Here is a 25564-nt window from a genome sequence, read left to right as displayed (position 1 = left end):
TGCTGACTTATCAGCTATTCGCTGCCCCGGTAGGATTCTCCCCATCGTGATCGCCCAGATGCGGTCTTCAATCAGGAGAGTCCCATGAAACTGTTGCATATCGATTCGAGCATCCTGGGCGACAATTCCGCCTCCCGTCAGCTGAGCCGCAGCGTAGTCGACGCCTGGAAAGCCGCCGATCCATCGCTGGAAGTGGTTTACCGTGATCTGGCTGCCGACGCCATCAGCCATTTCTCTGCCGCCACCCTGGTTGCCGCCGGTACCCCGGAAGCACTGCGTGATGCTGCACAGCAGCACGAAGCCCAGCTGAGCAGCGAAACCCTGCAGGAGTTTCTGGCTGCCGACGCGGTGGTGATCGCTGCGCCAATGTACAACTTCACCGTCCCGACTCAGCTCAAGGCTTGGATCGACCGCGTTGCGGTAGCCGGTCAGACCTTCCGCTACACCGAAGCCGGCCCTGAAGGCCTGTGTGGCGACAAGAAGGTGATCCTGGTGTCCACTGCCGGTGGTTTGCACGCAGGTCAACCGACCGGTGCCGGTCACGAGGACTTCCTCAAGGTGTTCCTCGGCTTCATCGGTATCACCGACCTGGAAATCGTGCGTGCCCACGGCCTGGCCTACGGCGAAGAGCATCGCGCCAATGCCCTGAGCGCTGCCCAGGCACAGATCAGCAACGAGCTGTTCGCTGCCGCCTGATCAGTACCGGCGCGTGACCCGAACCGACAGCAGGCTAAGTCTGCTGTCGGTTTTTTCATTGAGCTTTCATCCGCGCCGTCATGCCTCGCTCTATGCTTGACCGGTACCTGGCAGCTGACCCGCCGGGCAGGGTGAAAGCAGATGGGCAAATTCGCGCTGTTGTGGATGCTGTGCTGGCTTGGCATTGCAGGCATGGCGCAGGCTGAGCCGGCGCAACACTGGAGCGTCGGCTTGCACCGGCTGGTGTTCGCCGACCCGCTGGATGGGCGAGCGATGCACGCACTGGCGTTCTATCCTTCCAGCGGCCCCGCGCGCATCAGCCGCATTGACGGTTATCGGGTTGATGGCAATGAAGGTGCGCCGATTGCCATTGGCCGCTACCCACTGTTGATGCTGTCTCACGGCAATACCGGTACGCCGCTGGCCTTGCATGACCTGGCCAGTGCATTGGCGCGTCGCGGTTTTGTGGTGGTGGCGGTCACCCATCCGGGCGACAACGCCCACGATCACCGTCGCCTGGGCACCTTGAGCAACCTTTATGGGCGGCCACTGCAAATCAGTGCCGCGATTACCGCAAGCCTTGCCGACCCTTTGCTGGCTCCCTATGTCAGTGGTGACCAGGTGGGCATGATCGGTTACTCGGCGGGGGGTGAAACCGCCTTGATACTGTCCGGCGCTCAACCCGACCTTGAGCGCCTGCGCCGATATTGCCTGGAGCGTCCGCTGGACGCCGATGCCTGCAAGACCAATGGTGTGCTGATCGCCGATCGTGCCGATCTGAGCGCCGAGGCGGACCCGCGTGTTCATGCATTGCTGCTGATGGCACCGTTGAGCTTGATGTTCGGCCGTCATGCCCTGGCCCAGGTGAAGGTCCCTGCATTGATCTACAGTGGCGACAAAGACCAGCTCCTGGCTATCGACAAGAATGCCCAGGCACTGGCGCGCAAACTACCGGTGACACCCAACTACCGGCTGCTGGCCGGGGCCGGGCATTTCGTCTTCATGGCACCGTGCGACGAGGAACAGCGTGAGCACATGGCAGCGCTGTGCAATGACCCCGACGGCGTCGACCGTGAAGGTATTCACTTGTCATTGCAGGCTGAAGCCGCGCACTTCTTCAGCCGCACCCTGGGTCGTGCCGGCCGCCTCAATACTGCCGATCAGTAACTGCGAGCACGACGTGACAGTACCAGCGTCAGGCCTACCCCGGCCAGCGACAGCAGCGCGGCGATGCAGAAAATCCAGGCATAGCCCAGGTGCAGGGCCACCGCGCCCATCAGCGGTCCGGCGATGGCCAGGGCCAGGTCGAAGAACACCGCATAGGCACCCAGGCCAGCACCGCGGCTGGCCACCGGCACTTGCTTGATGGCTTCCACACCCAGCGCCGGATACACCAGCGACAGGCCGAAGCCGGTCAGTCCGGCGCCGACCAGCGCCAACGACGGGCTGGGTGCCAGCCACAGCAAGGTCAGGCCCAGGGCTTCGGTGCTCATGCAGACAATTGCTACCTGATAGCCGCCGAAGCGGTTGACCGCATTGACGAACAGCAGCCGCGAGAGAATGAAGCACAGACCAAAGGCGCTCAGGCACCAAGCCGCGCCGTACCAGCCTTGTTCCAGGTAGAACAGGGTGACAAAGGTGGTCAGCGTGCCGTAGCCGATCGAAGCCAGGGTCAGGCCCATGCCGCAAGGCGCGACCCGGCCGAATGCCGCCCAGAATGGCAGACGCTCGCCACGCACCACCGGCATTGAAGGCTTGTTGCGAATTACCAGCAGGGCCAGCGAGGCCAGTACCGTCAGCATCAGGCCGAGGGTGGCAAAGTTGACTTGGTCCACCAGCATCACACCCAGTGGCGCACCGATGGCAATCGCGCCGTAGGACGCAATGCCGTTCCAGGAGATCACCCGGGCCGTATGTTCAGCACCCACCGCGCCGATGCCCCAGCTCAAGGTGGCGACACCGATCAGGCCTTGGGCAATCCCCAGAAACAGACGTCCGCCGAGCAAGGCCAGCAGGCTCAACAGCGGCACAGTGACTGCCAGCGCCGAGACGAAGGTCAGCACGCCGCTGACCGCAATGCCGAGCAAGCCGTAGATGATTGCCTGGCGGGTGCCTTTACTGTCAGCCACACGTCCGGCGAACGGACGACTGAGCAACGTCGTCAGATACTGCAGGCCAATGGTCAGGCCGGCGATGACGGCGCTAAAGCCCAGTTGGTCATGCACATAACCCGGCAACACCGCAATCGGCAGGCCGATGCAGAGGAAGGCAATAAAGGTGTAGAAGACGATCGCAAGGATCTGCAGGGTGATCGAGAGGGTACTGGCAGGAGCCGGTGCTGACGCGGACATTTGCTCGTTCGCTGGCGGGCGGTGGAAGAGGGCCCATGATCGCTGGCGGCGAGGATAAAAGAAAGCAGGCTAACGGATTTTCCAAGCATCGCGGGGCAAGCCCGCTCCCACAGGAGTAGTCACCATCCCTGTGGGAGCGGGCTTGCCCCGCGATAGCTTTAAACTACTACACCCTGACTACGCAGGTAGTCATCGTAGGTGCCGCTGAAGTCCACCACACCGCTCGGGCTCAGCTCGATGATGCGCGTGGCCAGCGACGATACGAACTCACGGTCGTGGCTGACGAAGACCAGCGTACCCGGGTAGTTCTCCAGCGCCAGGTTCAGCGCCTCGATCGATTCCATGTCCAGGTGGTTGGTCGGTTCGTCCATGATCAGCACGTTAGGCTTTTGCAGGATCAGTTTGCCGAACAGCATACGGCCTTGCTCACCACCGGAAATCACCTTGACCGACTTGAGGATCTCGTCGTTGGAGAACAGCATGCGCCCCAGGGTGCCACGGATCATCTGCTCGCCCTGGGTCCACTGACCCATCCAGTCGAACAGGCTGACGTCTTCTTCGAAGTCGTGAGCGTGGTCCTGAGCGTAGTAGCCAAGCTCAGCGCTTTCGGTCCATTTGACCGCACCGGCGTCCGGGCTCAGCTCACCGACTAGGGTGCGCAGCAGGGTGGTTTTACCGATACCGTTAGGACCGATGATCGCCACGCGCTCGCCGGCTTCGACGGTGAAGCTGAAGTTCTGGAACAGGGTCTTGCCTTCGAAACCTTTGGACAGCTTTTCGATGGTCACGGCCTGACGGTGCAGCTTTTTGGTCTGCTCGAAACGGATGAACGGGCTGACCCGGCTCGACGGCTTGACTTCGGCCAGCTGGATCTTGTCGATCTGCTTGGCACGCGAAGTGGCCTGCTTGGCTTTCGAGGCGTTGGCCGAGAAGCGGCTGACGAAGGTCTGCAGTTCGGCGATCTGGGCTTTCTTCTTGGCGTTGTCCGACAGCAGTTGCTCGCGCGATTGGGTCGCAGCGGTCATGTATTCGTCGTAGTTGCCCGGGAACAGACGCAGCTCGCCGTAGTCCAGGTCAGCCATGTGGGTGCACACGCTGTTGAGGAAGTGACGGTCGTGGGAAATGATGATCATGGTGCTGTTACGCGCCGTGAGAATGCTTTCCAGCCAGCGGATGGTGTTGATGTCCAGGTGGTTGGTCGGTTCGTCGAGCAGCAGCACTTCAGGATCGGAGAACAGCGCCTGGGCCAGCAACACACGCAGCTTCCAGCCCGGTGCCACTTCGGTCATCGGGCCAAAATGCTGTTCCAGCGGGATACCCAGGCCCAGCAGCAGCTCACCGGCGCGGGATTCGGCGGTGTAGCCGTCCATTTCGGCGAACTCGGTTTCCAGTTCGGCAACGGCCATGCCGTCTTCTTCGGTCATTTCCGGCAGCGAGTAGATACGGTCGCGCTCGGCCTTGACCCGCCACAGCTCCTCGTGGCCCATGATCACCGTGTCGATCACGGTGAATTCTTCGTAAGCGAACTGGTCCTGGCGCAGTTTACCCAGGCGCACGTTCGGCTCGAGCATGACCTGGCCGGCGGAAGGCTCCAGGTCGTTGCCGAGGATTTTCATGAAGGTCGACTTGCCGCAGCCGTTGGCGCCGATCAGGCCGTAGCGGTTGCCGTTGTTGAACTTGACCGAGACGTTCTCGAACAACGGCTTGGCGCCGAACTGCATGGTGATGTTAGCGGTAGAAATCAAGTGCTTATCCTGCGGGGGTTCCAGAGGTGTGTTTTAGGTGCCGTCGTCTGTTTTTGGCCAACTTTGGGCCGTTCAGACTCTAGTCGGCAGCTTCTCCAGCTCCCTCCAATCCGAGGAGGAGCTGATCCATTGTGCGTAAGTAGAGAGCAACATCTCGACGCTATGGCCGAGCTGGTTCGCGATGAACGCGGGGTTCATCCCAGCCATGAGGCACAGGGTTGCGTAGGTGTGGCGCGTGTCGTACTGACGACGTTCACGGATGCTCAGCGCCGTGAGCGCGAGCTTGAAGGGCGCGATTGTACCACTTGGCGCTCTGATCCACATCCCGCCTTTTCCAGGTTGAAACATAAAAGGGCTGGTCGGGGGGCGAGCATTACTTGAAAGACTGCCGGTCTGGCCCAGGCGGAGTAGAGCGGCGCCGGGAGTAGCCAGCGCCACGATTCGCGCATGCGCCGTTTCGTGGCGCGGATATCTCGCTTCGTTGGGTTGCCTTAACTGGTGCACCAACGGAATTCAGTGTTCATCTCTCTGCATTGTTCTTCTGCTTCTGCCCTGCTCGAATAGCTCGGTTTGAGTCGCAACTTCTTGGTGTTGTCGTAGATGTCAAAACCACCCGATACGGTTGTGGCGTAGAAGCGCACCCCCGATCGAAAAGATTGTTCTTCGATGGGCACAGCCGGAACGATAACAAATCTTGATTGCATATTTCATACCTCCCCAGGTAAGACTTTAGTAGTAGCTATCTGTTTGGTTAGCTGCAACAAAGCATTTAGCGGGGCGACCGGTGGTATCGAGTGCCGCTTCCTCGACTGGTCGGGCTGCTCGGGCGCCGAGGTGGTAAAGGCCGTCAACAACCCAGGTGCAGGACTGATCAAGGCTGTGGATTGATCTGTCTGTACCAGCTACTTTGAGGATTCACGCAAGGAGTTCGGACATGGCAGATAAATATGTTGGAAAAATAGTTGGAATTGGCACTGATAATCTGAATTACGTGATTAACATTTATCAGGATGAAACCGTTGAACGCTCGTCAAGTGGCATGATTCGACATGAAGGCCTGAAGCATTTCGAAATGCAGTTCGGTGGTGCCGTGAACAAGATTTCCGAAACTGAGTACGAAATTGTGGCTACGGGCGTGAGGGTCACTGTGCAGGATGGTCCAGGCTAAAGGCTCGGCCTTTGATGCGAGCACATGGATCAGGGGGCGGCACGCCAGGCCGGATGAGGCACTGTGCAGGTAGTCGTCCAGGTGCTTGAACTCTCCTGCGTTGTGTTAATTCAAACCAACACTTACAACCCACCAAATACCTGACCTCAGCATTGGCGCCCGCAGCCAGCGTGCACTAGCGTTCACCTATCATCCGGCGACAATCACTGTGCCGGACTACCGGGTTTCGCTGTTAGCCACGTACCGACCCTGCGGAGCAAACAAAAACATGCCGGATCTGCGCCCAATCCCGACGCTGAGCCTGGAGTATCGTGCCGAGCGCCCGATATTCCACGACTTTCTGCAACAGGCAAAACATTCGCCTGATGCAACGGCCATCATTGCCCAGGACGTTACCTGCAGCTATCGCCAGCTTGAACAGATCAGTCAGGGTATCGCTGCGAGGCTGATCGCAAGCGGCGCCAGCCGATCCGGGCGGGTGGTGATTATTTCGAGCCGCTGTGCGGGCCTGGTGTATGCCATGCTCGGTGTGTTGCGCGCCGGATTGACCTTCACCATTGCCGACGTCGCCTATCCGCCTGCCCGTGTCAGCCAGATCATCGCCACACTTGAACCTGCCTTTGTATTGCTGTGCGGGGACGCCAAGGCCGAGTTCAATCTCGTACACCCGGCGCCGGGTGCAGGCCATGCGGCGGCGCAGGTCGTCAGGGTGGCAGAAGCACCCGACGAAGCGCAGCAGCAATTTGCCAGTGAGCAAACCGTACTGCCCGAAATCGACCCCGGCAAGCCGGCCTACATCACCTTCACCTCAGGCAGCACCGGCGAACCCAAAGGGATCGTGACCCATCACGCACCACTGGTGCATTTCATCGAATGGCATGTCAGCCGCCATGGTTTTACCCGCGACGACTGCTTTTCCCTGCTTTCCGGGTTGGGACATGATCCGGTGTACCGGGATGTGTTCACGCCGCTGTCGATTGGCGCGAAAATCATCTGTCCGACCCAGGCGACCCTGACCAACCCTTCGGCCTTGGCGGAATGGATACAGCGCCATGCGGTCTCGGTCATCCACCTCACGCCGCCGCTGGGCAAACTGATTGAAACCGGTGCGCGGATCAATGCACTGGCATTCAATCACCTGCGCTATCTGTTCTGGGGCGGCGATGCGCTCAGTCAGACGCTGTACGAACAGATGCGCGAAGTTGCTCCGGATGCCGTCAGTGTGAACTTCTACGGCACCACGGAAACCCCGCAGGCCATGGCGTTCCATCAGGTCGATGAGCACGCCGACAACACCAGAATCCCGCTGGGCAAGGGCATTGATGGCGCGCAATTGCTGATCGTCAATGATGCTAATCAACTGGTCAGTGAAGGCGAAGTTGGGGAAATACTGATCCGCAGCCCCTATCTGTCTTTGGGCTACTGGGGTGATGCAGCGCTGACCGGGGAAAAATTCGTGGTCAACCCGTTTACCGGTGCCGCGAACGACATCTGTTACCGGACCGGTGACCTTGGCACCTACCTTGCCGATGGCAGTGTCAGTTTTCTGGGGCGCGCTGACAGTCAGGTGAAGATCCGCGGCCACCGGATCGAACTGGCTGAAATCGAAAGCGCCATCGTCCGCCATCCGCAGATCAAGCAATGCGTTGTGCTGGCCAACCATGACAGCGCGATGGTGAGGCTGGTCGCCTATTGCGTGTCAGAACAGCACGTGTCGACGGCTCAATTGCGTGAGGCGCTCGCAGGCCAACTGCCGGACTACATGGTGCCGGCAATATTCGTTTTCCTCGAAGCCATACCGCTGACGCCCAATGGCAAGATCGACAAGCGGGCCTTGCCTGCGCCGTTCGACAATACGGCTGCAAGCGCTGCCAGTACCCGTCAGGACCTGTCCCCGTTGACGCTGAAACTGACCGAGGCCTGGGCACAGATACTCCAGGTACGGGATGTCGATGCCAACCTCAGCTTCGTCGAACTGGGTGGTGACTCTCTGTCCTTTGTTCAGGCTTCGATGGTGCTGGAAGAGCTGATCGGCCATTTGCCGGATCGCTGGGAAGTCACGCCGGTACGGGAGTTCGCCGAACTGGCCAACCAACCCAGGCCTTCGAAGTGGTCTCTGCGGGCCATGGAAGTTCCGGTGTTCCTGCGGGTGACCTCGATCATCCTGATTGTCGTCGGGCACTTGCATGTGTTTTCCAATTGGCTGATCAGCGGCGAGACGACGGTGCTGTTCCTGATCTCCGGCATCAGCCTGGCACGCTTTCAGTTCCAGGCCATCGAAGAACGCGGTGACGCGCGCATGCTGCTCAAATCCGTTGCCAGCATCGCGGTGCCGACCATTCTCTACACCGTGCTGATCCAGGTGGTGTTCGACAAGCTGCGCTGGCAATCGCTGTTGCTGATTTCCAACTGGTTTACGACCGATCGTGTCGGCATTTTTCACTATTGGTACATCGAAGTGCTGGTGCAGATGATCCTGATCATCGGGCTGGTCCTGTCGTTCAAACGTGTGCGCGCAATAATCAGCACCGATCCGTTTCGTTGTCTGGTCGTGGCTGCATGTGCTCTGCTGGCGGCGGATGCGCTGCTCAAGCTGTTCGTATTCGACGCTGCGCCGTTGTACAACCGGGTGCCACAGCATTACCTGGCGGTTATGGTGCTCGGCATGGCCGTTCATTACGCCGAGACAACGGCGCAGAAGTGGGGCGCCAGTGCCATGGCTGTTCTGATCGTCGGCGGGCTGGAGCTGATGACTGTCGCCGAACTTGGCTGGGACGAATTTATGCTCAGAAAGCACATCGATATCGCCCTGCCTGCGGTCCTCGCGCTGATCTGGCTCAGGTCCGTTCCCGTGCCTGGCACTATCGCGCGAGCGGGCGCAGCGATCGCCTCGTCAACCCTCTACATCTATTTGACGCATTTCCAGTTCCACTCCGTGGCCCGGCGCATCAGCGATCAGCCGGTGCTCGCGGTGGTTCTCGCCATCGTAGGTGGCGTCGTGGTGGCCTATTGCTGGAACAAGGTCGTTCAGATTGTGCTGATGCGCTGGAACAGAGGGCGCAAGAAAGGCGCGGTGGATACGCTCGAGCGTGTTGCGTAACGGGGGGTGCGCTCGGTTGTATGAGCGCTTGCCTGCGACTGTGATCATTTATGACTTACAGCCATCCGAATAGATTTGCGCGATATCATTATGATATCGCGCAAGGCGTTCACCGAGGCAGCGACGGTAGTGCTGACCGCGCTGGTGATCATTCTGCTGCTGACGATCATTGCCATCCTGCTGACCCGTAGCATCGTCGCCCCCATGGCCGAGGCGGTTGAGGAGGCCAAGCGCGTAGCAGCGGTGGAGCTGACCCAGGAAATCCATGTTACCGGCCACGACGAACCGGCCATGCTCCTGACTTCGCTGCGTACGATGCAGCACAGCCTGCGCGACACGATCCGGCAGATATCCAGCGCGTCTGACCAGTTGGCCTCGGCGTCGGAAGAACTGCACGCAGTGACCGAAGACACCAGCCGCGGCCTGCACCAGCAGAGCGCCGAGATCGATCAGGCGGCGACGGCGGTGAACCAGATGACTGCCGCCGATGAAGTGCGCGCGCTGGCCCATCGCACCCAGGAGTCGACCAAGTAAATCGGCCAGATGATCGGCGGCATACAGTCCGGCTCGGAGCGTGCGGTCGGGGCCATACACAGCAGCCAGAACCGCGCCAACAATACCCTGCAGGTGGCTCAGGCTGCAGGTGACGCACTGGAAGTGATCGCCAGTTCGATCTCCTCGATCAACGAGCGCAACCTGGTGATCGCCTCGGCTTCCGAAGAGCAGGCCCAGGTCGCCCGGGAAGTGGATCGTAACCTGGTGAACATACGCGACCTTTCGACCCAGACATCGGCAGGTGCCAACCAGACCAGCGCCGCCAGCCAGGATCTTACGCGCCTGGCGGTGGAGCTCAATGCGATGGTGTCGAAGTTCAGGACTTGAATTGCGCGACTTCTGACGGGCAGCGATGGGCAGCCTTGCACCGCGGGACGTGATACGCCCCGCGGCTTGCCAAGGTGCATCGGCACGCTGACTTGCTCCGTCCTACCTTGAGGATCCTGAGCGCACGCTTTGCCGAGGAATTGCACAGCGCCTCGTCCCCGTCTTTCTGCGCTTGCCTGGCGCAGCGGACAAGCTGCTACGCAGCCAGGGTCAGACGAAAGCCTGACCGTGAAAGCCGCGGGGCAGGCGCTGCAATCCGGGCAGGGCGCTCAGGCGTTCGATCCAGGCGCTGCGCCAGTCGTTGGCGGCATGTTGCGTCCTCGCCTTGCGCGCGGCGCGGCGAGCGGCGTTGCGTTGCTCGCGACGGGCTTCCTTGTAGGCATCGGTGTTGCGACAACTGCGGCATTTGACGCGATTGAGTTCGCGGGTCGAAATCAGGTTGTTGCCGTGGTGGCCGCAAGCCAGGTGGCCGGCGACCTTGTAGTGAGTGACCATTGGAATCATCCTCTGCACAGTTCACACAGGTTCAGACTGCCAGGCGAGCCAAACAGTTCAGGAAGAGGTCGGGCGCTGTACGCCAAACTGTTTGCGGAACCACTCTTCGAGCATGGCTTTTTCCGCATACAACCGGTCGCTGGTGGCACTACGGCCTGGACGCTGCAGGTAGAACTTGTCTGTCAGGTGAGCATCGGCCTGGTTTAACAGCTGACCTTGTTGCGAGAGTACGTAGTGCAGGTCAATACTGGGCCAGGTGATGTCGCGCATGAAACGTATCGTGTAGGCCTGGGCGTGCCAAGGTTCGTAGCGGCCGGCCAGGTCGATGTCGCGGATGTCGATGCGCAGTGTCTGGCCGGGTGGCAGATAGCGCTTGCCCAGTGTCTGCAGATAACTGCGCAGCTCTTTCATGACATGCTCGTCGGCGCCGCGTTCATAGCCATTGGAGTCGAGGCTGGCATCACGAAAGTGTTCGGGTTTGTCGTAGTTGACCTCGACCGAGGCGGCCGGTGGCGTTTGAGCCAGGCTGCTTGAAGCCAACAGGCTCAGGGCGACAAAGGTCAGGGCAGGGCGCATGATTCACCTCCACGTGCAGGTGTCTGCACAGCTTTTATTGTACCCCTGCCAAGGCTGGCGGGTCAGGAGAGAGCAGCTTGAGCAGGGTTGAGCGGTTTGCCATCAACAAGCGGGGACGCGATTATGCCGTGGGTGATATTCACGGACATTTTCAGCGTCTGCAGGTACAACTGGCGGCCATCGGTTTCGATCCCGCCGTCGATCGCTTGTTCAGCGTCGGCGACCTGGTGGACCGCGGCCCGGAGTGCCCGCAGGCGTTGCACTGGCTGGAACAGCCCTGGTTTCACGCGGTGCAAGGCAACCACGAGGCGCTGGCGGTGACGCATGTCAGCGGTGGCTGGCTGGATTACGGTCAGTACCGGGCGGCGGGCGGCGGCTGGTTTCTTGACCTGCCCGCCAGCGAGCAGGCACGTTTCGCCGAGCGTTTTGCGCGCATGCCGTTGGCGCTTCAGGTCGAGACGTCCGCCGGGCTGGTCGGTCTGGTACACGCCGATTGCCCTTGTGCCAGCTGGTCCGAGTTGTGCGAGCAACTGCAGACGCAGCCAGCGTTCGAGCTTCAGGACTATTGCCAGTGGTCGCGGCGTCGGCTGCAAGTGGATGATGAGCGGCCGATTGCCGGCCTGCGCGCATTGATCGTGGGGCACACCCCCCTTCATGCAATGCGCGTGCTGGGCAATATCTGGCATATCGATACCGGCGGCTGGTCCCGTGGCCATTTCAGTCTGTTGGCGCTGGACACGCTCAGCCTAGTCAACGCCACAACGGGTGAATGATCACCGTCACGGCCAATGCAATCAGTCACAGTCGGGTTTGCCCCTGGCCTGTATCGCTGAACAGGCTGCTGCCCTGGTTGGGTTGGGATGTTTAGGCTGCGAGCTTATCCATTTGGTGTGGCGCCGCTGCTGGCCCCTTCCGCCTTTACGGCGGCCTACTTTTCTCTTGGGAAAAGTAGGCAAAACCGCTCGCTCCTGCATCCGGCCCTACGCTGCGCTCCGGGTCCCCTCGCTACGGCACCTTCCGGGGCCACGCGGCCTACGACTTGCTTCGCCAAGTCTACGGCTCGCGTTCTTCGGCTACGCCGAAGGTGCTACGCACTGGCCCCTACAGGCACCTCCGCTCGGCCTCCTGAAGTCGCAGTCCGCGGCGCTTGAGCTTGCGTGTATGAAAACCAAGATCAACACGTTGAAGCGGGATTTTCCCGCGATGCGATGTAACTGGCGGGTCGATATCGCGGGGCAAGCCCGCTCCCACCGGGAGATCAATTAACCCCGGTGGAGCGGCTTGCCCCCGCCGATGACATCCTGGCTCCGCCAGAATCAGATTTCGAAGATGCGTCAGCACAGGCGCCGCCCGTAACTTTGCGACTTCAGGAGGCCGTATGCAGGAGCCAGCGGTTTTGCTGGAACTGTCCCTTGGCAGCGGACGCCAAGAAGCTGGGTGTTAGGGTTTCTGCTTCAAGCCCTTTGCATAAGCGTTCGGTGAACGATAACCCAACGCCGAATGCAGCCGACTGCTGTTGTAGAAACCATGGATGTAGCTCGCGATTGCCCCATAAGCTAGCCTCTTGCTCTGATAGACCCCGCTTGCTTCTTCCTTCTTAAGCGTAGCGAAAAAGCTTTCAGCGACGGCATTGTCCCAGCAGTTTCCTTTGCGGCTCATGCTCTGCGTAAAGCCTTTTTCGGCCAATGCTTGGCGAAATTTGCTGCTCGTATATTGGCGTCCCTGGTCGGAATGGAACACAACCCCAGAAGGCCCCAAACTGGCGTTCCAAGCGTTGATAAATGCGCGCTCAACCAAATCATCCGGCATCCTGTCCGCCAAGCTGTAGCCCAGCACCTGGCGGGTCTGGATGCTTAAGACCACCGCCAGGTACAGCCAGCCTTCTCGGGTTGAAATGTAGGTGATGTCGCTCACCCAGGCTGGATTGGCGCTCTGTACCGAAAACTGACGGTCAAGCACATTGCGTGCGACAGGCTGGAAGTGGCGACTGTCCGTGGTCTGGGGCCGGAAGCGAGCCTTGGGTTTGCCATGGATACCTTCCTCGTGCATCAGCCGCGTAACCCGTTTGTGGCCGACTCGATGAGGTATCTGACGCAATGCCTCGACCAACCGTGGCCGCCCATAGGTGCTTCGACTGGCGGCATGGATCCTGCGCAGATCAATTCGAATCTGTTTGTCTGGATCTGGGCGAACCGGGCGGTTTAGGTAATCGTAAAATCCTGAAGCTGACACGCCCAACACCCGGCACAACAAACGCACCGGGAACTGAGCCCGCTCTTTAGCGACGAAGGCGTATCTCACCTGGACTCTTTGGCAAAGAATACCGCCGCCTTTTTTAGGATTTCACGCTCCATTTTGAGTTCAGCATTCTCGGCCCGTAATCGCGCCAGCTCGCTGCTCTCCTTGGTAACAGGTTGACGCTCTGGTGAACTCAACGGAAGACCTTTGCGTGACGCATCGACCCAGTTATCCAGCGTCTTAACAGACATCTCTAGCTGACGAGCGGCTTCGGTTCTGCCGACCGTTTCAGCCAGTGCAACAGCTTGGGCCTTGAATTCGTCGGTGTAGCTACGGCGATTTGGTGGGTACATGGGAACCTCCAAGTTAGCGATGTAAGTATCGCTTCTTGGCGTCCGTTGTCATGGGACAGTTCCATGCCTACTTTTTCCAAGAAAAAAGTAGGCCGCCGTAAGGGCGGAAGGGGCCGGCAGCGTCGCCACACCAAATGGATAAGCTCACAGCCCAACAATCCATCCCAAGGACCATACCCCCGGAATTCCGTGAAAAACCAATTTTTTTGCCCAACTGTACCTTGACGCTTGAACGCTTCTGACCCGAATCTGCCGGTCCCAGCTGCCGGAGAACCCCGATGGACCTTTCTTTACTCGCACTGTTCGTTCCTGCCTGTTTCGCGCTGAACATGGCGCCGGGGCCGAACAATCTGCTGTCACTGAACAATGCCAGCCGCTACGGCCTGCGCATTGCCTGTGTGGCCGGCGTCGGGCGCTTGCTGGCGTTTGCCGGGATGATCGTGCTGGCGGCCATGGGGCTGGCGGTGGTGCTGCATACCAGCGAGTACCTGTTCCTGACCATCAAGCTGCTCGGCGCCGCCTATCTGTTCTACATCGCCTGGCAACTGTGGCACGCACCGGTGGCTGCTGCGAGTGTCAGTGCCGAGCGCCAGGCCGCCGGTACGCTGCGTCTGGCACGTCAGGAGTTTCTGGTCGCCGCTGGCAATCCCAAGGCGATACTGATCTTCACCGCGTTCCTGCCGCAGTTCGTCCAGGTTTCCAGCCCTATGCCGGTTTCCGAGCAGTTTGCCTGGCTGGGCGGTTTGTTCCTGGTCCTGGAGTGGCTGGCGATTGCGATCTATGCCTGGCTTGGCGCCTATCTGCAGCGCTGGTTCAACCAGCCGGGGCCACGGCGCTTGTTCAACCGGGTCAGTGCAACCCTGCTCGGTTGCGCCGGGCTCGGTCTGTTGGCGGCGCGCCGGGCCTAGTGTGGCGGTTGGTGCTTATAGAGAAAGGATCTGAGGCTGTCGGGGACATATCCTAGGCTTATAGCTGGACCGGGCACACCGGAACCGCTGCCCGCCATCTGCCAAGGAGATGTACCGATGCTCTCGACCCTGGAATTGCGCAACATCATCGAAAGCAGTTTCTTACCCACTCGCTGCCAGTGCACGCAGGCTGCCGACCGTTCGTTGACCGTCAAGGTGTTCGATCGCAGTTGCGAGCGGGTCGACTTGCTGGTGACCGGTATTAGCGCCGAACAGCTGACCAGCAGCCGGGCGCTTTCCAACCTGATCGTCGGCTTGCGCAACAACCTCGCTGACCAGCGCCAGCTCCACGCCGGGCGACGCAACGATAGCCTTTAGTCGCGGTAGAACACCTGAACCAGGTGATAGCCGAACTTGCTCTTGATCGGACCGTGCACGACGCGCAGCGGTTTCTTGAAAATCACCTGGTCGATGGCGCCGACCATCTGCCCTGGACGCACTTCGCCCAGGTCACCACCGCGCTTGCCCGACGGGCAGGTCGAGTACTTTTTGGCCAGCACGTCGAACGCCTCACCTTTGGCGATCCGTTGCTTGAGCTGTTCGGCTTCTTCGGCGGTCTTGACCAGAATATGCCGGGCCTGTGCTTTCATCTCGAGGTACCTTCGCAAAACGCTAAAACCGCGCATTATGCCTGATCACGCAGCTCCGGGCGGTCACGAAATTGTTCGAGGGCCTCGGGGTTGGCCAGGGCGTCGGTGTTTTTCACAGGCTCTCCATGCACCACGTTGCGAATCGCCAGCTCGACGATCTTGCCGCTGATGGTGCGGGGGATATCGCTGACCGCAGCGATCACCGCCGGTACATGGCGCGGGGTGGTATTACTGCGGATCACCTGGCAAATCCGTGTCTTTAATGCCTCGTCCAGTTGCAGGCCTTCACGCAAACGCACGAACAGCACCACGCGTACATCGTTTTGCCAGCGTTGGCCAATGGCGACGCTCTCCAGCACCTCGTCGATTTTCTCTACCTGGCGGTAGATTTCCGCAGTGCCGATACGCACGCCGCCAGGATTGAGCACCGCGTCCGAGCGGCCGTGAATGATCATGCCGCCTTCAGGCGTCTGTTCGGCATAGTCGCCCTGGGCCCAGATACCCGGGAACTGGCTGAAATAGGCAGCATGGAAGCGCTCGGCCTGCGGGTCGTTCCAGAAGCCCAGGGGCAGCGCCGGGAAATGCCGGGTGCAGACCAGCTCGCCTTTTTCGCCAACCAGGGCATGACCGTCATCGTCCCAGACCTCCACGGCCATGCCCAGGCTCTTGCACTGGATCTGCCCGCGCCGCACCGGCAACACCGGGTTGCCGATGACAAAGCAGGAACAGATGTCGGTACCGCCAGACATCGAGGCCAGGCACAGGTCGGCCTTGAACTCACGGTACACGTAGTCATAGCTTTCCGGTGACAGCGGCGAACCGGTAGACAGCAACAACTTGAGAGAGTCCAGGCGATGACTCAGGCGTGGCTGGATATGCGCGTGTTCCAGCGCCGCCAGGTACTTGGCGCTGGTACCGAAGGCGCTGATCCGTTCGCTGTCGATCAGGTCGAGCAAACGCTCGGGGCCGGGATGCAACGGCGAGCCGTCGTAGAGCACCAGCGTGGTGCCTACCGCCAGGCCACTGACCAGCCAGTTCCACATCATCCAGCCGCAGGTGGTGTAGTAGAACAGCACGTCGTCCGTGCCCAGGTCGTTGTGCAGGCCGTGTTCCTTCAAGTGCTGCAGCAACACACCGCCGGCACTGTGCACGATGCACTTGGGCACGCCCGTGGTGCCGCTGGAGTAAAGAATGTACAGCGGCTGGTCGAAGGGCAGCGGGGTGAACTGCGGTTCACCACCGGCTTGATAGAAATCGTCCCACAGACTGACGCGGGCAGTACTGTGAAATTCGTCGGTGCGCGTACCGGCACGGCTGTACGGCACTGCCAGCAAGTGTTCAAGGCTGGGCAACTGCGCCAGCACCTCGTTGATTTTGTCGACCTGGTCGATGTTTTTGCCAGCGTATTGATAACCGCCACAGGCTATCAGCAGCTTGGGCTGGATCTGGCCGAAGCGGTCAATGATGCCGTGGGTGCCGAACTCCGGTGAGCAGCAAGACCAGATGGCCCCCAGGCTGGTACAGGCGAGCATGGCCACCAGGGTTTGCCAGGTGTTGGGCATGCAGGCCGCCACGCGATCGCCAACGCCAATGCCTGCAGCCTGGAAGCTGCGCTGCAGGCCTGCGACCTGTGCGGCCAGCTCGGCATGGGTGATGATTCGCCGCTCGCCATCTTCACGTACCGCGACCAACGCCGGATGCGCATCGCGGCGACGCAGCAGGTGTTCGGCGAAGTTCAGCGTGGCACCGGCGAACCAGCGCGCATCGGGCATCTGCGGGCCTTCGTCGAGGACCCGGGCGGCAGGCTGATGCCAGCGCACCCGGAAGAAATCGGCAAGGGTCTGCCAGAACGCGGCACGCTGGTCGATGCTCCAGCGATGCAACTGCTCGTAGTCGGTCAAGCTCAGACCGTACTTGCGGTTGATCTCACGGCGAAAGGCATCCATGCGACTGGCCTGAATACGCGCCTCGCTCGGGCGCCAGAGCACTTGGTTCATGCCGCGATCCCCAGGTTGGTAGGGCAACTGCTTGACTGTCTGTAGGAGCGGGCTTGCCCCGCGATTGCGAACGGTCAGTCACATCGCATCGCGGGGCAAGCCCGCTCCCACCCACACACAGCCTTTATTCCACTATAGCTTTCTTGACTTCGTCAGAGGCGGACCAGATGCGGTAACGCACTTCAACGCCTTCTGGTACATAGACCACGACGGGCAGCTTGCTGTTGTAACGCAGCAGGAAACCGTCACCGACTACCGGCACGAAAGCTTCTTTCTTGGTGGTGTCCGGGCAGGCCATCAGCGTCGAAGCCGGGCCCATGACTTTTTCCAGGCGGTAGTAGTTGTAGCCCCAGCCTTCGAGGTTTTTCTCTTCGAGGGTGCCACCCAGGCGCTGGCGGTTGCAGTCGACCAGTAGTTGCTTGCCGGCCAGGACTTCCAGTTTGAACGCCGACTCATCGGCTTGCTTCGGCAGGTGGATGACCTGGCGGGTAAAGCCTTTTTCGGCCTCGGGATAAGGCGCGACATCCTTGAGGCTGGCAGCCTGTACGGACGTACCGGCCGCCAGGGTCAGGGTGAGCAGCGCAGTGAAAGGGATTGGGCGCATAAGGCCTCCTTGCAGGTAAAAAAGACGATGCCGCAGCCAGATCCCGGGCCGCCCGTCATTGGGCCAGCCAGCCGCCATCGATGTTCCAGGCGGCGCCACGAACCTGACTGCCAGCCTCGCTACAGAGGAACAATACCAGCTCACCCAGATGTTCGGGAGTGACAAAGGCCAATGACGGCTGCTTCTCGGCCAGCAGATCGTGCTGCGCTTGTTGTGCATCAATGCCCTTGGCGGCGCGGTCATCAATCTGTTTTTGTACCAACGGCGTCAGTACCCAGCCCGGACAAATAGCATTGCAGGTGATGTTGCTGGTGGCGGTTTCCAGGCCCACCACCTTGGTCAGCCCGACCACCCCGTGTTTGGCGGCAACGTAAGCCGCCTTGCCAGTGGAGCCGACCTGGCCATGCACCGAGGCGATATTGACGATCCGGCCCCAGTTTTTCTGGCGCATGCCTGGCAGCACCAAACGGGTGCCGTGGAACACCGCAGACAGGTTGATGGCGATGATCGAGTCCCAGCGTTCCACCGGGAAATCTTCGACGGCGGCGACGTGCTGGATACCGGCGTTGTTGACCTGAATGTCGACGCCGCCAAAGTCCCGCTCGGCGTACGCGAACAGGTCTTCGATCTGTTTCACATCACCAAGATCGGCCGGGTGATGGCCGACCCGGGTACCGTGGTGGGCGACCTCGGCGATGGCCGCACTGGCGTCGCCGAAGCCGTTGAGGATCAGGTTGGCGCCGGCCTTGGCCAACACATGGGCAATACCCAGGCCGATGCCGCTGGTGGAGCCGGTAACCACTGCTGTTTTGCCTTTGAGTTGCATGAGTAGCTCCTTAAACGATGCCGGTAGCATAGAAGGTGGCGATGACCACGAACACGGCCAGGGTCTTGATCAGGGTAATGCCGAAAATGTCCTTGTAGGCCTCGCGGTGGGTCAGGCCGGTGACCGCCAGCAGGGTGATGACCGCGCCGTTGTGCGGCAGGGTATCCATGCCGCCACTGGCCATGGCCGCTACGCGGTGCAGCACTTCAAGCGGAATGTTGGCGGCATTGGCGGCGGCGATGAAACTGTCGGACATCGCTGCCAGGGCGATACTCATACCGCCGGACGCGGAACCGGTGATGCCGGCCAGCAATGTCACGGTAATCGCTTCATTGACCAGCGGGTTGGGGATCGCGCGCAAGGCATCGGCCAGCACCAGAAAGCCTGGCAACGAGGCGATCACCGCACCGAAACCGTATTCCGAGGCGGTGTTCATCGCCGCCAGCAGTGCGCCGCTTACCGCACTTTTACTGCCTTCGGCCAAGCGATGCCTGATCGCGCCAAAGCCGGCCACCAGCACCAGCAAAATGCCCAGCAGCAGCGCCGCCTCGACCGCCCAGATGGCGGTGAGCTTGGCGATATCGGTCTGTACCGGCGCGCTCATGCCCGGCAGGCTGAGGCTGTGGGTCTTGCCGTACCAGGCCGGAATCCAGTGGGTGAACAGCAGGTTCATCACCCCCACCAACAGCAGTGGCGAGAGCGCCAGCAGCGGGTTAGGCAGTTTCAGGTCGACGGCGGTTTCCGGTTCGTTGCGCAGGTCTGAACCGTAGCCTTCGCCGGCGCGTTGGGCCTTGTTGCGCTGGCGCTGCAGGTAGAGCATGCCGGTGCAGAACACGAACAGGGTGCCGATCAGCCCCAGCCAGGGCGCCGCCCAGGCGGTAGTGTTGAAGAAGGTGCTGGGGATGATGTTCTGGATCTGCGGGGTGCCGGGCAAGGCATCCATGGTGAAGGAAAACGCACCCAGGGCGATGGTCGCCGGAATCAGGCGCTTGGGGATATTGCTCTGGCGGAACATCTCGGCAGCAAACGGATAGACCGCAAACACCACCACGAACAGTGACACCCCGCCGTAGGTCAGCAGTGCACAGACCAGCACGATCACCAGCATGGCCTGACGGGTGCCGAGCAGGCGGATGGCGGCGGCGACGATCGAGCGGGAGAATCCGGACAGTTCGATCAGTTTGCCGAATACGGCACCGAGCAGGAACACCGGAAAGTACAGCTTGATAAAACCGACCATCTTTTCCATGAATACGCCGGTGAAGGCCGGGGCCACGGCAGAAGGGTCGGTGAGCAGTACCGCGCCGAGGGCGGCGATGGGGGCGAAGAGGATAACGCTATAACCACGGTAGGCAGCCAGCATCAGCAGCGCGAGGGCTGCCAGGGCGATGATCACACTCATCGAGTGTCTCCTTGGGTGCATCTTGTTTTTGTTGGGTTGCAGGAGATAGCGGGAATCGTGCCAAAAACCTAAATCATTGAAATATATAGATATTTATTTGTTTTTTGAGGTTGTTTGTCTCTAGTTTGAGACAGGCTTTCGCGGGGCAAGCCCGCTCCCACCGGGCCCTGTAGGAGCGAGCTTGCCCCGCGATAACAATCTCAATAAAGAAACGCGAGTCTCGTTATTGAGACGAGAGCCCCAGCGCGACCAATTTCTTGTACAGGGTAGAGCGCCCCAACCCCAGCTGTCGCGCAGCTTCTGGCACATTCCCGGCACAACGAGCGAGGGTATCGGCCAATAACTTCCGCTCGAATTCGGCACAGGCCTGTTTATAGCTCATTGGTGCCGCTACCACGTCCAGTGGCGCCAGATTGCCCAGCGCTGCCTGTAAGTCGCGAGCACCCAAACGCGACTGATCGGCAAGCAAGGTGGCGCGTTCGAGCACATTACGCAGCTCACGGATATTACCCGGCCAGGCATGCCGGGCCAGCAACGCCTGGGCTTCGTCATCCAGTTCGTGCTGGCTGCCCAGCTCTTCGAGAATCGCCTCGCTCAGCGCCGGCAGGTCATCCAGGCGTTCACGCAGTGGCGGTACCTGGATCGGCAATACGTTGAGCCGGTAGTACAAGTCGGCGCGAAACTCGCCGCGGGCCATGGCTGCGGTCAGGTCAGTGGAGGTCGCGGCAATGATCCGCACGTCGCTGCTCATCATCTGGTTGGAGCCCACCGGCTCGTATTCCTTTTCTTGCAGCACGCGTAGCAATTTGCTCTGCAACGGCAGCGGCATGTCGCCGATTTCGTCGAGAAACAGGGTGCCACCCTCAGCCAGTTGCAGCTTGCCTGGGCGACCTTTGCGATCGGCGCCGGTGTAGGCTCCCGGAGCGGTGCCAAAAAACTCGGCTTCAAGCAAGGTTTCTGGAATGGCGGCGCTGTTGATGCTGACAAACGCCTTGTGCGCCCGTGACGAGGCGGCATGAATTGCATGGGCCAGCAGCTCTTTGCCGGTGCCGGTTTCGCCTAGCAGCAACACCGCCGAGTCACTGCTGGCGCCACGCCGGGCCCGGCGCTTGACTTCAAGGCTGGCAGCGCTGGTGCCGATGAACTGGGCAAAGCTGTACTTGGCCTGGCGGGCACGCAGCAGCGAGCGGGTCGAGGCCAGCTCTTGCTGCATGCTGGCGTAGCGCTTGAGCAGTGGCGACAGGCTGCGCAGTTCGTCGAACAGGGCAAAGCCGATGGCGCCGATCAACGCGCCGTCAGCGTCGTGCACCGGCAGGCGCATGACCACCAGCGGTTCTTTGGGCGTGTCGAGCATGTCCAGCAGAATCGGCCGGCCGTTGTTGACCACCTCGCGCATCAGGCTGCCGGGAATCACGCTTTCACAGGGCTGACCAATGACACGGGTGGCATCTTCAAGGCCAAAGCGCCGGGCATAGCGCTGGTTCATCCAGACAATGCGCGCATCGCGGTCAACGATCAGGGTGCCTTCGCTGGACTGCTCGATGATTTCGAACAGCGAACGGATCGCCAGTTGGCGCACCTGCTGATAATCCTTGAGGCTGTCATTGGCAGGCATGGGCCGCTCCCTGAAAATCAAAGGCTGCGATTATGCCCGTGGATCGAAGGCTTCGCGCAAGGCATCGCCGATGAACACCAGCAGCGAGAGGATCAAGGCCAGGGCAAAAAACGCGGTAAAGCCCAACCAGGGCGCCTGCAGGTTCTGCTTGCCCTGGTTGACCAGTTCGCCCAGCGAAGCGCTGCCGGCCGGCATGCCGAAGCCGAGAAAATCCAGGGCGGTCAAGGTGGTGATGGCGCCGGTGAGAATAAACGGCAGGTAGGTGAAGGTGGCATTCATGGCGTTGGGCAGAATGTGCCGCAGGATCACGCCACTGTCCTGCAGGCCCAGGGCCCGTGCAGCTTGCACGTATTCGAGGTTGCGCCCGCGCAGGAACTCGGCGCGTACCACATCCACCAGTGCCAGCCAGGAAAACAGCGCCATGATCCCCAACAACCACCAGAAGTTAGGTTCGACAAAACCGCTGAGGATGATCAACAGGTAGAGCACCGGCAGGCCGGACCAGACTTCCAGCAAGCGTTGCCCGATCAGATCGACCCAGCCACCGTGGTAGCCCTGCAAGGCGCCGGCGGCGATGCCGATCACGGTGCTGATCAAGGTCAGGGCCAAGGCAAACAGGATCGACACCCGCGTGCCGTACAGCACCCGCGCGAGCACGTCGCGGGCCTGGTCATCGGTGCCCAGCCAGTTCACTGCCGACGGTGGACTGGGCGTCGGTTGCTGCAGGTCATAGTTGGGCGTGTCGGCGCTGAATGGCACCGGCGCGAACAGCATCCAGCCGCCCTGGTCCTTGATCAGCTGTTGCACATACTGGCTGCGGTAGTCCGGCTGGAACGGCAGCTGGCCGCCAAAGGTCTGTTCGGTGTAGCGCTTGAACGCCGGGAAATACAATTGCCCCTGATAACCCATGAGCAGTGGTTTGTCGTTGGCCACCAGCTCGGCGCCCAGGCTCAGCACCAGCAGCACGGTAAACAGCCACAGCGAGATCCAGCCACGGCGGTTGCGGCGAAAACGCTGCAGGCGTCTGCGTGAAACCGGCGACAGGCTGAACATCAGTGAGCCCTCGTGGCAAAGTCGATGCGTGGATCGACCAAGGTGTAGCACAGGTCGCCGACCAGGCGGATCAGCAGGCCGAACAGGGTGAAAATGAACAGCGAGCCAAATACCACCGGATAGTCTCGCGACACGGCCGCCTCATAGCTCATGCGGCCCAGGCCATCGAGGGAGAAGATCACCTCGATCAGCAGGGACCCGGCGAAGAACACACTGATCAACGCCTGGGGGATGCCTGCCACCACCAGCAGAATCGCATTGCGAAACACATGACCGTACAGCACCCGACGTTCGCTCAGGCCCTTGGCCCGGGCGGTGATGACGTATTGGCGGGTGATTTCGTTGAGAAAGGCGTTTTTGGTCAGCAAGGTCAGGGTCGCAAAACCGCCGATCACCAGCGCACCGACCGGCAGCACCAGGTGCCAGAAGTAATCGGCCAGCTTGCCCAGCAGGCTCAGCTGGTCGAAGTCTTCTGAGACCAGGCCGCGTACGGGAAACCAGTTCAACGAAGTGCCACCGGCAAACAGCACGATCAGCAGCAAGGCAAACAGGAACGAGGGCAGGGCGTAGCCGATCACGATCAGGCTGCTGCTCCAGGCATCGAACGCCGAGCCGTGACGTATTGCCTTGCGAATGCCCAGGGGGATCGACACCAGGTAGGTGATCAAGGTCGCCCAAAAGCCCAGCGACAGCGTTACCGGCATCTTTTCCAGGATCAGGTCGGTGACCTTGGCACCCCGAAAGAAGCTGTTGCCGAAATCCAGGCGGGCATACTGGCTCAGCATCAGCCACAGCCGCTCGGGGGCCGACTTGTCGAAGCCATATTGGCGCTTGATGTCTTCGATAAGCTTGGGGTCCAGGCCGCGGCTGGCCCGCGAGCTGGCATGCAGGGTTTCGACGCTGGCGCCCGGTGCACCGCCGCCGATGCCTTGCAAACGGGCGATCGCCTGTTCCACCGGCCCGCCTGGCGCGGCCTGGACGATGACGAAGTTGACCAGCAGGATGATCAGCAAGGTCGGCACGATCAGCAACAGCCTACGCAGAATGTACGCGGTCATGGCTGCTCCTTGAGGCGCTCTGCCATCTGTACGTTGGTCAGCGCGGTCGGGCTGACTTCCCACCAGCTGTCCAGGCCTTCGTCGTTGCTCGGCTGCACCTTGGGCAGGCCGAAGCGGTTCCACCACACAGTCGACGAACCTGGCGGGTAATAGTTGGGAATCCAGTAGTAGTTCCAGCTCAGGACCCGGTCCAGAGCATGCGCGTGGCGGAGCATGTCGGCTTTGGTTTCAGCTTTGACCAAGCCGTCGAGCAAGCGGTCGACCGCCGGATCCTGCAAGACCATGTAGTTGTTCGAGCCCGGGTCGTTGGCTGCGGCTGAGCCAAAGAAGTTGTACAGCTCAAGCCCCGGCGACGGCGACACCGGGTAGCCGGTGACGATCAGGTCGTAGTCGCGGGCCATCAGCCGGTTGACGTACTGCGAGGCGTCGATGCGGCGGATCTCCAGGGTGATGCCGATTTGCGCCAGATTGCGCTTCCACGGCAGCAGCAGACGCTCGAAACCGGCCTGGCCGTTGAGGAAGGTAAACCGTAGCGGCTCGCCCTGAGCGTTGACCAGTTGATCGTCTTTGGGTTTCCAGCCGGCCGCTTGCAGCAGCGCCAGGGCTTGCAGCTGTTTGTCGCGAATGAGCCCCGAACCGTCAGTACGCGGTGCCTCGAATACCTGGCTGAACACTTCGTCAGGCACTTGCCCGCGCAGCGGTTCGAGCAGCTTGAGTTCCTGCGCATCCGGCAAGGCGCGGGCGGCCAATGCGCTGTTGGCGAAAAAGCTCTGCTGGCGGATGTACATGTTGCGCATCATCTGCCGGTTGCTCCATTCGAAGTCCCACAGCAAGGCCAGTGCCTGGCGCACCCGACGGTCCCTGAACACCGGGCGCTGCAGGTTGAACACGAAGCCCTGGGCAGTCTGCGGTGCGTCTTTGGCCAGGTGCGCCCGCTGCAATCGGCCATCGTCCAGGGCCGGGCTGTTGTAGCCGATCGAATAGCCGGTGGCGGAGAACTCGCGGTTGTAGTCGAAGCCACCACCGCGTAGTACCTGACGCGCGACTTCAGTGTCGCCGAAGTATTCGATGCTCAAACGATCGAAGTTATAGCGCCCGCGGTTGACCGGCAGATCACGCCCCCACCAGTCGGCGTTGCGCTCGAAGGTGACGCTGCGGCCATTGTCGATCTTGCCGATACGGTAGGGGCCACTGCCCAGTGGCGCTTCGAAACCGCCGCCGCTGGCGAAGTCGCGGTCTTTCCACCAGTGCTCGGGCAACACGGGCAGGGTGGCCAGATCCAGCGGCAAGGTGCGGTTTTGGTTGTTCTTGAAGTGAAAGCGGATCTGGCGCGGGCCCTCGATCTCGACTCGTTCGACATCGGCGAACTGGGTGCGGTACTTGAGGTTGCCCTCACGTATCAGCAGATCGAAGGTGAAACGTACATCTTCCGCGCGGATGGGTTGACCATCGGCAAAGCGGGCGCGGGGATCGAGGTAGAAACGCAGCCAGTGTCCTTCAGGATCCCGCTCCAGTTGACGGGCGACCAGCCCATAAACGGTGTAGGGCTCATCCTGGGCGCGCACGGCCAAGGGGGCATATAACCAGCCATCGACCTCGGCCACGCCGATGCCCTTGTCGATGTACGGCAATACATGGTCGAACTGGCCGATCTCGATAGCCGAGCGGCGCAGGCTGCCGCCTTTGGGGGCGTCGGGGTTGGTGTATTCGAAGTGTTGGAAACTGGCAGGGTAGCGTGGCGGTTCGCCATAGACGGTCAGTGCGTGCCCGGGTGCGGCACGCAGGCCCGGGCACGTCAGCAACAAGCAGGCCAGCATCAGGCCAGGAGAGGTCACCCGGCGCATCAG

At 60.8% G+C, this 25564-nt stretch carries 24 protein-coding genes and 1 pseudogene; 8 read left to right on the top strand and 17 right to left on the bottom strand.

What is annotated here, in order from left to right:
- Positions 1 to 84 precede the first annotated feature (84 nt).
- Both PSAKL28_RS13645 and PSAKL28_RS13640 read left to right on the top strand, forming a co-directional pair.
- Positions 85 to 696, top strand: coding sequence for an FMN-dependent NADH-azoreductase (locus PSAKL28_RS13645; RefSeq protein ID WP_038611233.1), 612 nt, complete (start codon positions 85 to 87; stop codon positions 694 to 696).
- A gap of 141 nt (positions 697 to 837) precedes the next feature.
- The gene (locus PSAKL28_RS13640) at positions 838 to 1863 is read left to right on the top strand and encodes an alpha/beta hydrolase family protein (RefSeq protein WP_051939375.1); all 1026 of its coding nucleotides are present in this window, start codon (positions 838 to 840) and stop codon (positions 1861 to 1863) included.
- Here PSAKL28_RS13640 and PSAKL28_RS13635 read toward each other — a convergent pair.
- The 4 genes from PSAKL28_RS13635 to PSAKL28_RS28175 form a co-directional block, all read right to left on the bottom strand.
- Positions 1857 to 3047: an MFS transporter gene (locus tag PSAKL28_RS13635; RefSeq protein ID WP_038611228.1), complete on the bottom strand. Its 1191-nt coding sequence runs from the start codon at positions 3045 to 3047 to the stop codon at positions 1857 to 1859. The genes PSAKL28_RS13640 and PSAKL28_RS13635 overlap by 7 nt on opposite strands.
- 158 nt (positions 3048 to 3205) lie before the next feature.
- On the bottom strand, positions 3206 to 4792 hold the full coding sequence (locus PSAKL28_RS13630; RefSeq protein ID WP_038611224.1) for an ABC-F family ATPase: 1587 nt from the start codon (positions 4790 to 4792) through the stop codon (positions 3206 to 3208).
- A 72-nt stretch (positions 4793 to 4864) separates the two neighbouring features.
- Positions 4865 to 5140 (bottom strand): site-specific integrase, encoded by a 276-nt coding sequence (locus PSAKL28_RS28405; protein ID WP_096335670.1) that lies wholly within the window; start codon positions 5138 to 5140, stop codon positions 4865 to 4867.
- A gap of 143 nt (positions 5141 to 5283) precedes the next feature.
- Positions 5284 to 5496 carry a hypothetical protein gene (locus PSAKL28_RS28175; protein WP_075226525.1) on the bottom strand — a complete coding sequence of 71 codons (213 nt, stop codon included), beginning with the start codon at positions 5494 to 5496 and terminating at the stop codon, positions 5284 to 5286.
- Between the two features lie 230 nt (positions 5497 to 5726).
- Here PSAKL28_RS28175 and PSAKL28_RS13620 point away from each other — a divergent pair, with 230 nt between their 5' ends.
- From PSAKL28_RS13620 to PSAKL28_RS27365, 3 genes and pseudogenes are all read left to right on the top strand, one after another.
- Positions 5727 to 5960 carry a hypothetical protein gene (locus PSAKL28_RS13620; protein ID WP_038611221.1) on the top strand — a complete coding sequence of 78 codons (234 nt, stop codon included), beginning with the start codon at positions 5727 to 5729 and terminating at the stop codon, positions 5958 to 5960.
- A 268-nt stretch (positions 5961 to 6228) separates the two neighbouring features.
- Positions 6229 to 9060, top strand: coding sequence for an amino acid adenylation domain-containing protein (locus PSAKL28_RS13615; RefSeq protein WP_038611218.1), 2832 nt, complete (start codon positions 6229 to 6231; stop codon positions 9058 to 9060).
- Positions 9061 to 9174: 114 nt separating this feature from the next.
- A pseudogene (locus PSAKL28_RS27365) lies at positions 9175 to 9942 on the top strand (methyl-accepting chemotaxis protein); the annotation flags it as partial.
- 210 nt (positions 9943 to 10152) lie between these two features.
- Here the strand turns inward: PSAKL28_RS27365 and PSAKL28_RS13605 are convergent.
- Complete coding sequence (locus PSAKL28_RS13605; RefSeq protein ID WP_038611215.1) at positions 10153 to 10437, bottom strand: hypothetical protein; 285 nt, start codon at positions 10435 to 10437, stop codon at positions 10153 to 10155.
- A gap of 57 nt (positions 10438 to 10494) precedes the next feature.
- Positions 10495 to 11013 carry a DUF3016 domain-containing protein gene (locus PSAKL28_RS13600; RefSeq protein ID WP_038611212.1) on the bottom strand — a complete coding sequence of 173 codons (519 nt, stop codon included), beginning with the start codon at positions 11011 to 11013 and terminating at the stop codon, positions 10495 to 10497.
- Positions 11014 to 11090: 77 nt separating this feature from the next.
- Here PSAKL28_RS13600 and PSAKL28_RS13595 point away from each other — a divergent pair, with 77 nt between their 5' ends.
- Complete coding sequence (locus tag PSAKL28_RS13595; RefSeq protein ID WP_038611209.1) at positions 11091 to 11786, top strand: metallophosphoesterase; 696 nt, start codon at positions 11091 to 11093, stop codon at positions 11784 to 11786.
- Positions 11787 to 12453: 667 nt separating this feature from the next.
- On the opposite strand, the gene PSAKL28_RS13590 is transcribed toward PSAKL28_RS13595, so the two are convergent.
- Together PSAKL28_RS13590 and PSAKL28_RS13585 are read right to left on the bottom strand one after the other, a co-directional pair.
- Complete coding sequence (locus tag PSAKL28_RS13590) at positions 12454 to 13314, bottom strand: IS3 family transposase (RefSeq protein ID WP_051939191.1); 861 nt, start codon at positions 13312 to 13314, stop codon at positions 12454 to 12456.
- Complete coding sequence (locus tag PSAKL28_RS13585; RefSeq protein ID WP_038608001.1) at positions 13311 to 13604, bottom strand: transposase; 294 nt, start codon at positions 13602 to 13604, stop codon at positions 13311 to 13313. The genes PSAKL28_RS13590 and PSAKL28_RS13585 overlap by 4 nt, the downstream gene beginning before the upstream one ends.
- 278 nt (positions 13605 to 13882) lie before the next feature.
- On the opposite strand from PSAKL28_RS13585, the gene PSAKL28_RS13580 reads away from it, so the two are divergent.
- Entirely contained in the window at positions 13883 to 14512 is a 630-nt protein-coding gene (locus PSAKL28_RS13580; RefSeq protein ID WP_038611206.1) for a LysE family translocator, read from the top strand.
- Between the two features lie 117 nt (positions 14513 to 14629).
- Positions 14630 to 14890: a DUF1652 domain-containing protein gene (locus PSAKL28_RS13575; protein ID WP_038611204.1), complete on the top strand. Its 261-nt coding sequence runs from the start codon at positions 14630 to 14632 to the stop codon at positions 14888 to 14890.
- Here the strand turns inward: PSAKL28_RS13575 and PSAKL28_RS13570 are convergent.
- The 9 genes from PSAKL28_RS13570 to PSAKL28_RS13530 form a co-directional block, all read right to left on the bottom strand.
- Positions 14887 to 15162, bottom strand: a complete 276-nt coding sequence (locus tag PSAKL28_RS13570; RefSeq protein WP_038611202.1) for a peptidylprolyl isomerase — start codon at positions 15160 to 15162, stop codon at positions 14887 to 14889. The genes PSAKL28_RS13575 and PSAKL28_RS13570 overlap by 4 nt on opposite strands.
- 35 nt (positions 15163 to 15197) lie before the next feature.
- Complete coding sequence (locus tag PSAKL28_RS13565) at positions 15198 to 17159, bottom strand: acetoacetate--CoA ligase (RefSeq protein ID WP_038611199.1); 1962 nt, start codon at positions 17157 to 17159, stop codon at positions 15198 to 15200.
- A gap of 124 nt (positions 17160 to 17283) precedes the next feature.
- Entirely contained in the window at positions 17284 to 17763 is a 480-nt protein-coding gene (gene eco / locus PSAKL28_RS13560) for a serine protease inhibitor ecotin (RefSeq protein ID WP_038611197.1), read from the bottom strand.
- A gap of 55 nt (positions 17764 to 17818) precedes the next feature.
- Positions 17819 to 18589 carry a 3-hydroxybutyrate dehydrogenase gene (gene hbdH / locus PSAKL28_RS13555; protein WP_038611194.1) on the bottom strand — a complete coding sequence of 257 codons (771 nt, stop codon included), beginning with the start codon at positions 18587 to 18589 and terminating at the stop codon, positions 17819 to 17821.
- A gap of 10 nt (positions 18590 to 18599) precedes the next feature.
- Positions 18600 to 19991 (bottom strand): GntP family permease, encoded by a 1392-nt coding sequence (locus PSAKL28_RS13550; protein ID WP_038611192.1) that lies wholly within the window; start codon positions 19989 to 19991, stop codon positions 18600 to 18602.
- Positions 19992 to 20214: 223 nt separating this feature from the next.
- A complete protein-coding gene (locus tag PSAKL28_RS13545) occupies positions 20215 to 21606 on the bottom strand; it encodes a sigma-54 interaction domain-containing protein (protein WP_038611189.1) in 1392 nt (463 codons plus the stop codon).
- A gap of 30 nt (positions 21607 to 21636) precedes the next feature.
- Positions 21637 to 22659 carry an ABC transporter permease gene (locus PSAKL28_RS13540; RefSeq protein WP_038611186.1) on the bottom strand — a complete coding sequence of 341 codons (1023 nt, stop codon included), beginning with the start codon at positions 22657 to 22659 and terminating at the stop codon, positions 21637 to 21639.
- Positions 22659 to 23717 (bottom strand): microcin C ABC transporter permease YejB, encoded by a 1059-nt coding sequence (locus PSAKL28_RS13535; RefSeq protein WP_038611183.1) that lies wholly within the window; start codon positions 23715 to 23717, stop codon positions 22659 to 22661. The genes PSAKL28_RS13540 and PSAKL28_RS13535 overlap by 1 nt, the downstream gene beginning before the upstream one ends.
- The gene (locus tag PSAKL28_RS13530; RefSeq protein ID WP_084589154.1) at positions 23714 to 25561 is read right to left on the bottom strand and encodes an extracellular solute-binding protein; all 1848 of its coding nucleotides are present in this window, start codon (positions 25559 to 25561) and stop codon (positions 23714 to 23716) included. Before PSAKL28_RS13530 ends, PSAKL28_RS13535 begins: the two co-directional genes overlap by 4 nt.
- Positions 25562 to 25564: the final 3 nt, after the last annotated feature.

The organism is Pseudomonas alkylphenolica (assembly GCF_000746525.1).
In the GTDB taxonomy this organism is placed as follows: domain Bacteria; phylum Pseudomonadota; class Gammaproteobacteria; order Pseudomonadales; family Pseudomonadaceae; genus Aquipseudomonas; species Aquipseudomonas alkylphenolica.
The sequence above is the reverse complement of the archived record's forward strand: the minus strand, read 5'-3'. Positions and strand labels throughout refer to the sequence as shown.

Coding starts and splice junctions, on each gene's coding strand:
- PSAKL28_RS13615 (WP_038611218.1), top strand. CDS start 6,229: ATGCCGGATCTGCGCCCAATCCCGACGCTGAGCCTGGAGTATCGTGCC.
- hbdH (WP_038611194.1), bottom strand. CDS start 18,589: ATGCAACTCAAAGGCAAAACAGCAGTGGTTACCGGCTCCACCAGCGGC.
- PSAKL28_RS13635 (WP_038611228.1), bottom strand. CDS start 3,047: ATGTCCGCGTCAGCACCGGCTCCTGCCAGTACCCTCTCGATCACCCTG.
- eco (WP_038611197.1), bottom strand. CDS start 17,763: ATGCGCCCAATCCCTTTCACTGCGCTGCTCACCCTGACCCTGGCGGCC.
- PSAKL28_RS13535 (WP_038611183.1), bottom strand. CDS start 23,717: ATGACCGCGTACATTCTGCGTAGGCTGTTGCTGATCGTGCCGACCTTG.
- PSAKL28_RS13605 (WP_038611215.1), bottom strand. CDS start 10,437: ATGGTCACTCACTACAAGGTCGCCGGCCACCTGGCTTGCGGCCACCAC.
- PSAKL28_RS13530 (WP_084589154.1), bottom strand. CDS start 25,561: ATGCGCCGGGTGACCTCTCCTGGCCTGATGCTGGCCTGCTTGTTGCTG.
- PSAKL28_RS13550 (WP_038611192.1), bottom strand. CDS start 19,991: ATGAGTGTGATCATCGCCCTGGCAGCCCTCGCGCTGCTGATGCTGGCT.
- PSAKL28_RS13640 (WP_051939375.1), top strand. CDS start 838: ATGGGCAAATTCGCGCTGTTGTGGATGCTGTGCTGGCTTGGCATTGCA.
- PSAKL28_RS13620 (WP_038611221.1), top strand. CDS start 5,727: ATGGCAGATAAATATGTTGGAAAAATAGTTGGAATTGGCACTGATAAT.
- PSAKL28_RS13600 (WP_038611212.1), bottom strand. CDS start 11,013: ATGCGCCCTGCCCTGACCTTTGTCGCCCTGAGCCTGTTGGCTTCAAGC.
- PSAKL28_RS28175 (WP_075226525.1), bottom strand. CDS start 5,496: ATGCAATCAAGATTTGTTATCGTTCCGGCTGTGCCCATCGAAGAACAA.
- PSAKL28_RS13585 (WP_038608001.1), bottom strand. CDS start 13,604: ATGTACCCACCAAATCGCCGTAGCTACACCGACGAATTCAAGGCCCAA.
- PSAKL28_RS13645 (WP_038611233.1), top strand. CDS start 85: ATGAAACTGTTGCATATCGATTCGAGCATCCTGGGCGACAATTCCGCC.
- PSAKL28_RS13575 (WP_038611204.1), top strand. CDS start 14,630: ATGCTCTCGACCCTGGAATTGCGCAACATCATCGAAAGCAGTTTCTTA.
- PSAKL28_RS28405 (WP_096335670.1), bottom strand. CDS start 5,140: ATGTTTCAACCTGGAAAAGGCGGGATGTGGATCAGAGCGCCAAGTGGT.
- PSAKL28_RS13540 (WP_038611186.1), bottom strand. CDS start 22,659: ATGTTCAGCCTGTCGCCGGTTTCACGCAGACGCCTGCAGCGTTTTCGC.
- PSAKL28_RS13570 (WP_038611202.1), bottom strand. CDS start 15,162: ATGAAAGCACAGGCCCGGCATATTCTGGTCAAGACCGCCGAAGAAGCC.
- PSAKL28_RS13580 (WP_038611206.1), top strand. CDS start 13,883: ATGGACCTTTCTTTACTCGCACTGTTCGTTCCTGCCTGTTTCGCGCTG.
- PSAKL28_RS13565 (WP_038611199.1), bottom strand. CDS start 17,159: ATGAACCAAGTGCTCTGGCGCCCGAGCGAGGCGCGTATTCAGGCCAGT.
- PSAKL28_RS13545 (WP_038611189.1), bottom strand. CDS start 21,606: ATGCCTGCCAATGACAGCCTCAAGGATTATCAGCAGGTGCGCCAACTG.